The organism is Ferrimonas sp. YIN67, assembly GCF_057219095.1.
The window spans coordinates 42,878-55,411 of record NZ_JBXVVJ010000009.1; the positions used below are offsets into that span (position 1 = coordinate 42,878).

Genomic DNA, 12,534 nt, shown 5'->3' on the forward strand with positions numbered 1-12,534 from the left:
AGCCCGAGCACTCCTCAATGTTGAGGGGCCCGGGCTTTTGCTAACGGCTAGCGGCTGAGTGCTAACCACTTCGGCGCTAGCCGGATCACCACATCAGATCGTCTGGGATCTGGTAGTCGGCGTAGGGATCCTCTTCATCCACTTCCTGCTCGCTGGCGCGGTCATTGATCAGGACGATAAAGCTGTCGTCACGCTGGGCCACCTTTTCGGCGATGCCGGTGGGGATCAGGTGGTAGCTCTCATCCAGCTTGGCGATGGCCAGTTGGCCATTGATCAGACCCTGCTGCAACGCCTCGGTGACGAAGATCTTGGTGATCTTGCCGCCGTCGGAGAAGTTGTAGGAGATCTCACCGCGGTCACGCTTTTGGCTGTTGACGGTGATCAGTTGGCGGATCTGGGCCAGCAGCGCTTTGTGATCGGCTTCGGCCTTGCGCTGGGCATTGAGCTGGCGATCCTTCTCGGCCTGCTCTTGCTTCTTCTGCGCGGCCAGATCTTTGGCTTCGTTGACAAATTTTTTGCCGGACTTCAGGGCCCGGTGCTTGGCCTTGTTGGCCTTCTTGGCATCGTGCTTGCTGACAAGCCCGGCCTTCATCAGTTGATCTTGCAGTGACATGGTACGGTTCTCACGGTTCTACGCGGTGGACGGCTAGCGGATCCAGTGTATCAGAGCGCGCCGGCAAAGTGATGCTGACGCCAGGCTTCGTAGCTGACGATGGAGACGGCATTGGCCAGGTTAAGGCTGCGGGCCCCCTCCAGCATGGGAATGCGGATCCTTTGCTCACCCGGAATGGTTTCACGCACCTCGGCGGGTAGGCCCCGGCTTTCCGGGCCGAACATCAGCACGTCACCGGCCTGGTATTCGGGCTCGGTGTGGGGGCGACTGCCCTTGGTGGTCAGGGCAAAGATCCGGCGTCCGGCCATGGCCTCGAGGAAGGTGTCATAACTGGCGTGGCGCGTCACCGTGGTCAGCTCGGCATAGTCCAATCCGGCCCGACGCAGCTTCTTCTCCTCCATATCGAACCCCAACGGCTCGATCAGGTGCAGGCGGCAGCCGTTGTTGGCGCACAGCCGGATGATGGCCCCGGTATTGGGGGCGATCTCAGGTTCATACAGGGCGATCTCAAACATGCCGGGCTCCTCTCGTTATGATGATGCACCTTTTACTGTGCCTGAGGCCTGGGTGCAAGTGCGAGGCATGGGAAAAAGCAAGATCCTCTGACGTTCCTGGGGTAGCCTCTGTCCTAATAGCCACAGCAATAGGGAAGAAAGCATGTTGCCTGATCTGATCAATGTCCGTTGGTTGAACCGTCACCGGGAGAGCGTGGTGCTACTGGATGCCAGCTGGTTCCTGCCTGGCAGTGGCCAGGATCCCGAGGCGCAGTGGCGCCGTTGCCGGATCCCCGGAGCCCGTTTCTTCGATTTTGACAGGGTCTTTGCCGATCCCGACAGTGCCTTGCCCCACATGTTGCCCTCGGCCGAACGCTTTGCTGAGTGCCTGGGGGGCCTGGGGATCCGGGCCCAGGATCCTGTGGTGGTGTATGACAGCCAAGGTGTGTTCTCCGCGCCGCGGGCCTGGTGGATGCTTAAGGCCATGGGGATGAGCCAGGTCGCGGTGCTCGATGGGGGCTTGCCCGCCTGGCGTGAGGCAGGGTATCCGGTGGAGCAGGGCGAACCTGAAGGAGTGCCAGCGGTACCCTGTCACCTGTCCCTCCACGCCGCCATGCTGGTAGATTGTCATTCGCTGAGGGCGCAACAGGCGCGGGGAGCCCTGGTGGTGGACGCGCGTGCTCCAGAGAGGTTTGCCGGACGGGTCGATGAACCCAGGCCGGGTGTACGGGCTGGCCGGATCCCGGGATCGGTCAACCTGCCCTATGGCGCACTGCTTTGTGGAGGGCACTTGGCCTCCGAGGCAGTGCTCAGGGAGTGTTTAACCGGGATCGGGGCAGAGCCCGGACGTCGTCTGCTCTTTAGCTGTGGCAGTGGAGTCACCGCCTGCATTTTGGCGTTGGCTGCCCAGCTGTGTGGTTACACCGATTGGGCCGTGTACGACGGCTCCTGGACCGATTGGGGGAGCGATCCGGCCCTGCCGTTGGAGACCGGATCGTAAACGTTACTGCAGGCCTTTGAGCGCAGGTAGCCGTATGGTGACCTTCAGGCCGTGTGGCGTACGATTCTCTGCGCTGATCTGTCCCTGGTGTGCCTCGACCGCGCCATAGGTGATGGCCAGACCCAGCCCCCAGCCTCCACTGTTGCGATCTCGGGCCTCATCCACCCGGTAGAAGGGCTTAAAGATGGTGCCCAGCTCGCTGTCGGGCACACCGGGACCGTCATCGCTGATGCGGATCAGGATGTCGTCCTTGCGATGCACCAGGGCAACGGTCACCTTGGAGTTGGCATAGCGGATGGCGTTGCGCAGGGGGTTTTCCACGGCCCGCTGCAGCAGGGTGTCGATCCCTTGATAAGGCAAGTTCGCCGGCAGCTTCATGATCAGGGTTTTGCCCAGTTGCTCCGCTTCGAACTTGGCGTCTTCCAGGATGGGACGCAGCGCTTCGGCCAGATCCAGCGGGGATTTACGCTCGGTGATCTGCATATTGAGGCGAGACAGTGCCAACAGTTCTCGGATCATGTCATCCAGGTGCTCGGCTTCGCGGCCGATCCGCTGTGTCTCCGCACTCTCCTGACCTTTCTTTCGGGCCAGGGCAAGGCTGAGCTGGATCCGGGTCAGCGGAGTGCGCAGCTCGTGGGAGATGTCGGACAGCAGACGCTGCTGTCCCTTCAGCATGGTGGTGACCGAGTCTGCCATCTGGTTAAAGCTGCGGCCCAATTGGCCCAGTTCGTCCCGGCGTTGCAGGGGCTCTCCCTCGACACGAGCTTCCAGATCACCGGTCGCCAACGCTCGGGCGGTTTCTCTCAGGTGGCGCAGGGGCTTACCCAGGTGCCAAGCGAGGACCCCGAACACTAAGCCGGAGAAAGCGATGGAGACCAGCAGGAAGGCCCAGGGGTGTTCCATCAATGAGAACAGCCAGGGGCGTTCATGGTTGGCCTTGATCCGGCCGATCAGGAAATACTCGCTGTCACGCAGGTGGATCGGGTGCGGACCAAAGACCATGCTTTCGGGAAAGCGGTGGGTCAGGGCGGTGTAGTAGATGGTCGGATCCAGCAGGAAGTCTCGCACGTCCCGGGGCAGGAAGCGTGGCGCGGTGCTGATGGGCTGACCGCTGCTGTCCACCACATAAAACTGGATCCGGTTCTGATCTCCGCTCTGCATCATCTGCTCCTGGCGCAATAGCTGGCCGATGCTGTGCAGGGCACGTCCATCAGCCAGTTCGAGCCGTTCGGCGGTGCGCTCCAGGATCTGCTCCTGGCGGGGATCGATATTGTCCCTGTCCAGCTGCTTCTGCAGGTAGGGCAGGCCGATCACCATGCCCAGGATCAGCGAAGAGGTAACCCAGAATGCCAGCAGGAGCTTGAAGAACAGGAAGTTCGGCAGTTTCATCGAGTGGCTTGAGTTCATCAGTCGAGCCAGATGTAGCCTTTGCCACGAACGGTCTTGACTCGGGGACGACCGTCCATGCGCTCTGGCAGTTTACGACGCAGGTTGGACAGGTGCATGTCCAGGCTGCGATCGAATGGCATCAGCTTCTTCCCCAGCACCTCCTGGGACAGGATCTCTTTACTGATCACTTCGCCGCTGTGGCGCACCAGTTCGAGGAGCAGGGTAAATTCGGTTGCGGTCAGCGCCAGCTGTTCGTCCCGGGCCCAGGCCTCCTGGCGGCGGGGGTAAAGCAGCAGATCGCTGTGTTGCACCTGATCGCTCTCGCCGGTTTCCTTTTCGACACTGACAGGTTGCTCGTTATCCTTGGTGCGGCGCAGGATGGCCCGGATCCGGGCAACCAGTTCGCGATCGTTAAAGGGCTTTGGCAGGTAGTCGTCGGCGCCGATCTCCAGGCCGACAACCCGGTCGATGTCGTCCCCTTTGGCGGTCAGCATCAGTACTGGCACCTGGCTTTTCTGGCGAAGCTGGCGAAGAACATCGAAGCCATTCATGCCAGGGAGCATGACGTCGAGGAGGATAATATTGTGCTCACCGCTCTGGGCGGCAGCCAGGCCGGAGGGACCATCCTGACAGATGGTCAGCTCAAAGCCCTCGAGTTCCAATAATTGTCCTAGCAACTCACACAGATCTTTATCATCTTCAACCAGGAGGATCCGGTTCATATTTTGCCCTCTTAACGCACTTCGAAGTAAAGCCTAACCTAAGGTAAACTCGCGCCCAAGCGCCTTTTACACTGTTTTACCGCTTGATCTAAAGCGGTATTCGTGGGATTTGATGCGGGTCGACCAAACCAATAAACAGACTGTACCAAAATCGCGCGCCGGGTTTCTGCTAGGATCTGCAAACTACGGAAAAAAGGAAGCATGGAATGGTGCAACCGAGTGATGCCCGCTATGCGTTTTGGATCCGACTGGCCACACGGGCCTCGGTTGCCACGGCATTGCTGTTGATTGCGACTAAGCTGGCGGCCTGGGCTTACTCCGGCTCAGCCAGTCTGTTGGCTTCCCTGACCGATTCCATGATGGATGCCATGGCTTCTCTGGTGAACTTCTACGCCTTGAGGGTGGCCTTGCAGCCTGCCGATGCACACCATCGTTTTGGCCATGGAAAGGCTGAACCCCTGGCGACCCTGGTACAGTCCGGGTTTATACTCGGCTCGGCTTTGCTCTTGGCTCTCCATGGGACAGAACGCCTCCTGTCCCCGCAGCCGATAAGCCATTCTCACTTGGGGATCGGGGTGACTCTTCTGGCGATGGTGGCAACCCTGCTCTTGCTGGCCATTCAGAAGCGGGCCGTCTCGGTGACCGGTTCGACGGCCATTGCCGCCGATGCCCTGCATTACCGCAGTGATCTGCTGCTCAATGCCGCCGTATTGCTTGCACTGGTCCTGGCGGGCATTGGCATTGAGTGGGCAGATGGCGCCTTCGCCCTGTTGATTGCCCTCTATATCGGCTATGGCGCTTATGGTCTTGGCCAGGAGGCGGTGCAGCTCCTGCTGGACCGGGAAGCGGCACCCGATGTCAGGCTCAGGGTGGTGGAGCTGGCCGAACAAGATCCCGGCGTGCGTGGGATCCATGATCTGCGTACCCGCACCTCTGGCAACACCTTGTGCATCCAAATGCATCTGGAACTGGACGCGGATCTGCCGCTGCGGGAGGCCCATGCCATTGCCGATGCATTGGAGGAGCGTCTCCGTGCCGCATATCCCGGCTCCGATGTGATTGTGCACCAGGATCCGGTATAGCCGCGCCAAGCGCTACGCCTCCATATCCAACTCTTTCAGTTTTCGGGTCAGGGTATTGCGCCCCCAGCCCAGCAGCTTGGCGGCATCCTGTTTGTGACCCTGGCTATGGCGCAATGCCACTTTCAGCAGGGTGCGTTCAAAGGCCGGTTGGGCCCGGGACAGGAGATCGTTCTCCCCCTGACTCAGGGCCTGATCGACCCAGCGGGCCAGTTGCTCGGTCCAATCGTTATCCTCGGGTGATAGGTCGCTCGAGAGCTGGTTCAGCTCCGGCGGCAGATCCGCCTCCAGGATCTCCTGCCCCGAGGCCATCACCGTCATCCAGCGACAGGCATTTTCCAATTGGCGGACGTTGCCGGGCCAGGCGAACTGGCAGAGGCGTTTCTCCGCTTCCTGGGTCAGGCGTTTCGGCTCTCCCCCGAGCTCTTTGGCGGCGCTGGCCAGAAAATGACGGGTCAGCGCCGGGATATCTTCACTGCGCTCCTTGAGCGGGGGCAGTTGGATGCGGATCACGTTGAGACGATGGAACAGGTCCTCCCTGAACTGTCCCTCCGCGACCCGTTGCTCCAGATCCTGGTGGGTCGCCGCGACGATCCGTACATCCACCTTGATGGGGTTGTGGCCTCCGACCCGATAAAACTGACCATCTGACAGCACCCTGAGCAGCCGGGTCTGTACATCGAGAGGCATGTCCCCGATCTCATCGAGGAACAGGGTGCCACCATTGGCCTGTTCGAAGCGGCCCTGGCGCAGCCCTCCTGCCCCGGTGAAGGCGCCCTTTTCATGGCCGAACAGTTCCGACTCGATCAGATCTTTGGGAATGGCCGCCATATTCAGCGCCACGAAGGGGTGCTCGGCCCTGGGACTGTGCTTGTGCAGTGCGCTGGCCACCAGCTCCTTACCCGTACCGGACTGGCCGTTGATCAGTACGCTGATGGAGGAGCGTGCCAGGCGGCCGATGGCGCGGAAAACCTCCTGCATGGCCGGCGCCTCACCGATGATCTCCGGTACCGCCTCAAGTTTGGTTTTCGTCTTCCGTGTCTTGCTGGCGCTGTGCTCCAACGCCCGCCGAACCAGGTTCAGCGCTTCGTCGATATCGAAGGGTTTGGGCAGGTACTCGAAGGCGCCAGATTGATAGGCGCCCACGGCGCTGTCCAGATCTGAGTGGGCGGTCATGATCAGCACGGGCAGATCCGGGAACTCCCCCTTGATACGTGTCAGCAGGGTCAGGCCATCGGTACCCGGCATACGGATATCCGACAGGATCACGTCAGGCTGGCTGGTTCCCAGGGCCTGCCACAGGGATTCGGCACTGGCAAAGCTGGCACAGCTGATCTCGGCGCGCTTGAGTGCCCGCTCCAGTACCCAGCGGATGGAGCTGTCATCATCGAGGATCCAAACTTGTTCGCTCACGGTGTCTCCTTACTAAAGATCAGCGGCAGCAGCAGGGTGAATTCTGTGTGCCCGGGCCAGCTTTCCAGATCGATCCTTCCTTGGTGCTGGCTAACGATGTTCTGGGCGATGGACAGGCCGAGGCCGCTGCCATCGGCCTTGTTGGTGACCATGGGGTAAAACAGGGTATCGCGCAGGCAGGGCGGGATACCCGGGCCGTTGTCGATGAGGCTGACGGCGACCACCTGGCGGTGACGTTTACCGGCGATGGTGGTGGCACCTTGGCTGCGGGTGCGCAGGATCAGCTTGCCGACCCGGCTTTGAGGCGCCGTGCCCATGGCCTGAATGGCGTTGCGAAGGATATTGAGCAGGGCCTGCTGCAACTGCTCGCTGTCCATCAGGAAGTCGGGGATGGACGGATCGTAATCCCGCTCAATCTCAAGCTGACCTTCGCTTTCGAGCTGACACAGGCGGGCAGTCTGCTCGAGTTGCCGATGGATATTGGCATTTTCCCAATGGCCCGGGTGTTGAGGTCCCAGCAGGCGATCGACCAGGTTACGCAGTCTGTCGGCCTGCTCGATGATGATCCCGGTAAACTCCTTGAGCTCATCACTCTCCAGCTCCATATCCAGTAGCTGGGCAGCGCCCCGCAGTCCACCCAGGGGATTTTTGATCTCATGGGCCAGGCCGCGGACCAGTAGCTGGGCGGCATGATGTTGGGCATATTGCTGCAGCTCCTGGCTGATCCTGTGTTGCTGATCCACGGTTCGTGCCTCGATCAAGATCCTTCCCTGCTCCAGCGGAGTAAAGGCCAGGTCCACCGTGTGATGTTGATTGTCCAGGGTGAGTAGGGAGAGGGCATAGAGCGCTTGCCCCTGATCACCGCTCAGGGCCTGATCCAGATCGGCGTTGTCTGCAGACAGTTGGCTGTACAGATCGGTCAGGGTACAGCCGAGCATGCGACGGGCCCCTAAACCGAGCAGCGCCTCAGCGGCCAGGTTGGCGTAATGCACCCGACGCTCATGATCGAGCACCAGAATGGCCGTGGACAGATGATCTAACAGTTTGGGATCCGGGGCTGAGCCCATGTGCTGCATCCTTCTTGTGTTGCTTTGCCATGATGCACCACCTTAGCATTGCACCATTATGGTGCAAGTCCTTTGGTCAGCCTGAGCCATTGATCCCCGGCTGTGGCCTAGGTACCGGGCCCAGAGCCGGGTTGAGTCGAGAGTGACGGTGCATATAAACGGTCCGGACTGGACTTAATGCAAGGACTTTGCCGTTTTTACCAATTACCTTGGCCTGGAGCCGATACTCGCCCCGATCCAGGTTGTCCAAGGTGAAGGGAAGGAGGTTCGGTTGAGTGTCCACGAGTTGATCGTTGAGCCACAGTTGTAGCCGTGCACCTTCTGCCAAGCCGGGCTCCAGAGCGATCTGCACCTCCAGTCGGCCCTGATTATTGCGAATGGTGGCCAGCTCCTGCGGGACGACTACAGAGAGCCGGTAGTCAGTCGCGACCTCCGGTGAGGGGGAGGCTCTGGGCTTGTGGGGAGCCATTACAATGGGCGCTTTGGGTTCGAGCTGCACCGATTTGGTGCCTTGGTTTGGCTGATCGGAGTAATGGACCCGCCCCTGCTCGTCGACCCATGTATAGATCTTGGCATTGATCAGGAAGGGCAGCAGGAGCATGCCAAGTAAGAGGCGTCGGCGCATGGGGCAGGTTCCAGGCAAAGGGGTTCAATGTGAGTGTAGTGTTTGAACTGGCGAAAAAAAACCCACCCGGTATTCCGGGTGGGTTTGGCTATTTGCCTCTGAATATTGTTGTTTTTAAGGGTACAGAGGTTGCTCTACTTTCGTAGGCTGGCTTGTCCTTACCCCAGACGGGGAGAGGGCAACGAGTTATACGGAGTAGTACATCTCGAATTCAACCGGGTGAGTGGTCATGTCCAGACGCTCGACTTCGGCACGCTTGAGCTCGATGTAGGAGTCGATGAAATCGTTGGAGAATACGCCACCGGAAACCAGGAACTCACGGTCTGCATCCAGGCAGTCCAGGGCCTGGGTCAGGCTGGAGGCCACGGTTGGGATCTCAGCGGCTTCTTCGGCCGGCAGGTCGTACAGATCCTTGTCCATGGCTTCGCCCGGGTGGATCTTGTTGACGATGCCGTCCAGGCCAGCCATCAGCATGGCGGAGAACGCCAGGTATGGGTTGGCGGTTGGATCCGGGAAACGCACCTCGATACGACGGCCTTTCGGGCTTGGTACCACAGGAATGCGGATGGAAGCGGAACGGTTACGGGCGGAGTAAGCCAGCATGACCGGGGCTTCGAAGCCAGGAACCAGACGCTTGTAGGAGTTGGTAGAGGCGTTGGCGAAGGCATTGATGGCACGGGCGTGCTTGATGATCCCGCCAATGTAGAACAGGGCCATTTCGGACAGGCCGCCGTACTTGTCACCGGCAAACAGGTTGACACCGTCTTTGCTCAGGGACTGGTGACAGTGCATGCCGGAGCCGTTATCACCAACCACGGGCTTAGGCATGAAGGTAGCGGATTTGCCGTAGGCGTGGGCCACGTTGTGGATCACGTACTTCATCTCCTGGATCTCATCAGCTTTTTCTACAATGCTGTTGAATTTACAGGCAATCTCGTTTTGACCGGCAGTGGCCACTTCGTGGTGGTGGGCTTCGACGGTCTGACCCATCTCTTCCAGTACCAGACACATGGCGGAGCGGATGTCCTGGGCGGAGTCGACCGGGGATACCGGGAAGTAACCGCCTTTTACGCCAGGACGGTGACCCTTGTTGCCCTCTTCATAGTGCTTGTCAGAGTTCCAGGCTGCTTCTTCGGCGTCGATGGAGTACATGGAGCCGGACATGTCGGTCTTGTACTTCACATCATCAAACAGGAAGAACTCTGGCTCTGGGCCAAAGAAGACGTCATCGGCGATACCGGTAGACTGCATGAATGCCTTGGCACGCTTGGCAATGGAGCGTGGATCGCGGTCGTAGCCTTCCATGGTGGCGGGCTCGATGATGTCACAGCGGATGTTCAGGGTTTCCACGTCGGTGAAAGGACACAAGATGGCGGTAGACGGATCCGGCATCAGGATCATGTCGGACTCGTTGATCCCTTTCCAGCCTTGAATGGAGGAACCGTCAAACATCTTGCCTTCTTCGAAGAAGTCGGCATCAATTTGGTTCACCGGGATAGAAACGTGCTGCTCTTTACCCTTGGTGTCGGTAAAGCGCAGATCAACGAACTTAACGTCGTTTTCTTCAATCAGGTTCAATACTTTTTCGACGGACATCTTAATAAGCCTCCAATGGCGGAAATTCGAGTGGCAACGAAAAGATGGTACGGCATTAGCGAAGCTTGTGCCAATTTTTCAAGTTGTTGTTAAGTAAGGGTTTTGTTCTGTTGGACATGATTGGATAATGGTTTGGTGCACCATGGTGGTGCTTGTTTTGGATGTGGTGCACCAAAGTGGTGCATTGTGTCGGGTGAGAGCCCATAGGGTATGCCGATGAGCCATTGCTCCGAGTTGGTGCATCGCGCCTTTATCCCATGATCTGGGTCAGAACCTGGCATGGAGAATTCAACCGTCGTGAGCCATGCTTGGAAGCCATAGGGGGTGGTTGCGGGCAGTGTCCAGGCGGGTTTTGATCGGCTCCGATGCATCAGCTTGCTAATTTCACTGGTTATAGGTCGCAGAAACCGGCGCTTTCCAGTACAATCGCCGCCCAAAACTTGGCCCAGCAGCGGGCCGCGTCCATGATTATGCTTATCATGATCATGGTGATGGAGCGGAGATGGGCTGGATTGTGGCACTTGGCGATACGCGAAGTGGCAGGGAGCCGGCCTTCACCGACCAACATTTACCCCGCGAAGGGGTCGTAATAAGCCCGAGCCTAATATTAGGCCGGGTTTTTCCTTGTACCCCTTTGCCCGGAGAGATCACTTTGAGCATCGAAAACTTGCGTAACGTGGCGATCATCGCCCACGTTGACCACGGTAAGACTACCCTGGTTGATAAACTGCTGGGCCAGTCCGGCACTCTGGACGCCCGCGTCGATCTGGACGAGCGCGTCATGGATTCCAACGACATCGAGAAAGAGCGTGGGATCACCATTCTGGCGAAGAACACCGCCATCAAATGGAATGATTACCGCATCAACATCGTGGATACCCCTGGGCACGCCGACTTCGGTGGTGAAGTTGAGCGTGTGATGTCCATGGTGGATTCCGTTCTGCTGCTGGTTGACGCTCAAGAAGGCCCGATGCCTCAGACTCGCTTCGTAACCCAGAAAGCCTTCGCTTTGGGCCTGAAGCCAATCGTAGTGATCAACAAGATCGATAAGCCAGGCGCGCGTCCTGACTGGGTGATGGATCAGGTCTTCGATCTGTTCGACAACCTGGGTGCGACCGACGAACAGCTGGACTTCAAAGTGGTTTACGCTTCTGCCCTGAACGGCTGGGCTTCCAGCGAGGAAGGCGTTCAGAAAGAGGACATGACTGATCTGTTCCAGACCATCGTTGATGAAGTGTCTGCCCCGGATGCCGATCCAGAAGGTTCTTTCCAGATGCAGATCTCCCAGTTGGATTACAACTCCTACGTGGGCGTGATCGGCGTTGGTCGCGTGGCGCGCGGTAAAGTGAAGGTGAACCAACAGGTCACCATCGAATGCGCTGGCGGTAACGTACGCAACGGTAAAGTGGGCAAAGTGATGGGCTACATGGGCCTGGAACGCCACGAGATCGAAGAAGCGGAAGCGGGCGACATCATCGCCATCACCGGTCTGGGTGAGCTGAAGATCTCCGATACTGTCTGTTGTCCACACGAAGTGGAAGCGCTGCCGGCCCTGTCTGTTGACGAGCCAACCGTGACTATGACCTTCCAGGTGAACACCTCTCCTTTCTGTGGTCAGGAAGGCAAGTTTGTGACCTCTCGTAACATTCTGGAGCGCCTGGAGAAGGAACTGGTTCACAACGTAGCTCTGCGCGTTGAAGAAACCGGTAACCCAGATCAGTTCAAGGTCTCCGGTCGTGGTGAGCTGCACTTGGGGATCCTGATCGAAAACATGCGTCGTGAAGGCTTCGAGCTTGCGGTATCCCGTCCGGAAGTGATCATGCGTGAGATCGACGGTGAGCTGCAAGAACCGTACGAGACCGTAACCATTGATGTGGAAGAAGCGCATCAGGGCACCATCATGGAGAAGATGGGCCTGCGTAAAGCTGAGCTGACTGACATGGCGCCAGACGGCAAGGGTCGTATTCGTATGGACTTCATCATGCCATCTCGTGGCCTGATCGGTTTCCAGACCGAGTTTATGACCATCACCTCAGGCAGCGGCCTGCTTTACCACACGTTCTACGAGTACGGCCCGCACAAAGGCGGCATGATCGGCCAGCGCACCAACGGTGTTCTGATCGCCAATGCGACCGGTAAAGCCCTGACGAATGCCCTGTTCAACCTGCAGCAGCGTGGTCGTATGATGGTGGGTCACGGTACCGAAGTGTACGAAGGCATGGTGATCGGTATCCACAGCCGTGATAACGATCTGACCGTGAACGCCCTGAAGGGTAAGCAGCTGACCAACGTCCGTGCCTCCGGTACCGACGAAGCGCAAACCCTGACTCCGGCACTGGATATGTCTCTGGAACAAGCCCTGGAATTCATCGATGTTGATGAGCTGGTGGAAGTGACTCCGGAAAACATCCGTATCCGTAAGAAGCTGCTGACCGAAAACGAGCGTAAGCGCGACAGCCGTCAAGCCAAAGGCTAAGTCCGGTATTGGCCGCATGAAGGGCATCGTTTGACGATGCCCTTTTTCTATTCGGCACCG

At 58.7% G+C, this 12,534-nt stretch carries 11 protein-coding genes; 3 read left to right on the top strand and 8 right to left on the bottom strand.

Annotation, left to right across the window (positions count from 1 at the left end; translation table 11 throughout):
- Positions 1-85 precede the first annotated feature (85 nt).
- Together AC2D8U_RS17095 and AC2D8U_RS17100 are read right to left on the bottom strand one after the other, a co-directional pair.
- On the bottom strand, positions 86-613 hold the full coding sequence (locus AC2D8U_RS17095; RefSeq protein ID WP_484620285.1) for a DUF2058 domain-containing protein: 528 nt from the start codon (positions 611-613) through the stop codon (positions 86-88).
- A 50-nt stretch (positions 614-663) separates the two neighbouring features.
- Positions 664-1,128, bottom strand: coding sequence for a tRNA (cytidine(34)-2'-O)-methyltransferase (locus tag AC2D8U_RS17100; protein ID WP_484620286.1), 465 nt, complete (start codon positions 1,126-1,128; stop codon positions 664-666).
- Positions 1,129-1,270: 142 nt separating this feature from the next.
- On the opposite strand from AC2D8U_RS17100, the gene AC2D8U_RS17105 reads away from it, so the two are divergent.
- Positions 1,271-2,107: a sulfurtransferase gene (locus tag AC2D8U_RS17105; protein WP_484620287.1), complete on the top strand. Its 837-nt coding sequence runs from the start codon at positions 1,271-1,273 to the stop codon at positions 2,105-2,107.
- A gap of 3 nt (positions 2,108-2,110) precedes the next feature.
- Here AC2D8U_RS17105 and AC2D8U_RS17110 read toward each other — a convergent pair whose 3' ends face one another.
- On the bottom strand, positions 2,111-3,514 hold the full coding sequence (locus AC2D8U_RS17110) for an ATP-binding protein (protein ID WP_484620288.1): 1,404 nt from the start codon (positions 3,512-3,514) through the stop codon (positions 2,111-2,113).
- Entirely contained in the window at positions 3,514-4,218 is a 705-nt protein-coding gene (locus tag AC2D8U_RS17115; RefSeq protein ID WP_484620289.1) for a response regulator, read from the bottom strand. Before AC2D8U_RS17115 ends, AC2D8U_RS17110 begins: the two co-directional genes overlap by 1 nt.
- 206 nt (positions 4,219-4,424) lie before the next feature.
- Between AC2D8U_RS17115 and fieF the strand changes: the two genes are divergently transcribed.
- Positions 4,425-5,300 carry a cation efflux pump FieF gene (fieF, locus tag AC2D8U_RS17120; protein ID WP_484620290.1) on the top strand — a complete coding sequence of 292 codons (876 nt, stop codon included), beginning with the start codon at positions 4,425-4,427 and terminating at the stop codon, positions 5,298-5,300.
- 12 nt (positions 5,301-5,312) lie between these two features.
- On the opposite strand, the gene glnG is transcribed toward fieF, so the two are convergent.
- The 4 genes from glnG to glnA all read right to left on the bottom strand — a co-directional run bounded on the left by glnG (position 5,313) and on the right by glnA (position 9,998).
- Positions 5,313-6,710 carry a nitrogen regulation protein NR(I) gene (glnG, locus tag AC2D8U_RS17125; RefSeq protein WP_484620291.1) on the bottom strand — a complete coding sequence of 466 codons (1,398 nt, stop codon included), beginning with the start codon at positions 6,708-6,710 and terminating at the stop codon, positions 5,313-5,315.
- Entirely contained in the window at positions 6,707-7,777 is a 1,071-nt protein-coding gene (gene glnL / locus AC2D8U_RS17130; RefSeq protein WP_484620292.1) for a nitrogen regulation protein NR(II), read from the bottom strand. The genes glnG and glnL overlap by 4 nt, the downstream gene beginning before the upstream one ends.
- A 76-nt stretch (positions 7,778-7,853) precedes the next feature.
- Complete coding sequence (locus AC2D8U_RS17135) at positions 7,854-8,402, bottom strand: DUF4124 domain-containing protein (RefSeq protein ID WP_484620293.1); 549 nt, start codon at positions 8,400-8,402, stop codon at positions 7,854-7,856.
- Between the two features lie 186 nt (positions 8,403-8,588).
- On the bottom strand, positions 8,589-9,998 hold the full coding sequence (glnA, locus tag AC2D8U_RS17140; RefSeq protein ID WP_484620294.1) for a glutamate--ammonia ligase: 1,410 nt from the start codon (positions 9,996-9,998) through the stop codon (positions 8,589-8,591).
- A gap of 652 nt (positions 9,999-10,650) precedes the next feature.
- Between glnA and typA the strand changes: the two genes are divergently transcribed.
- The gene (gene typA, locus AC2D8U_RS17145) at positions 10,651-12,474 is read left to right on the top strand and encodes a translational GTPase TypA (protein ID WP_484620295.1); all 1,824 of its coding nucleotides are present in this window, start codon (positions 10,651-10,653) and stop codon (positions 12,472-12,474) included.
- The last annotated feature ends 60 nt before the right edge of the window (positions 12,475-12,534 follow it).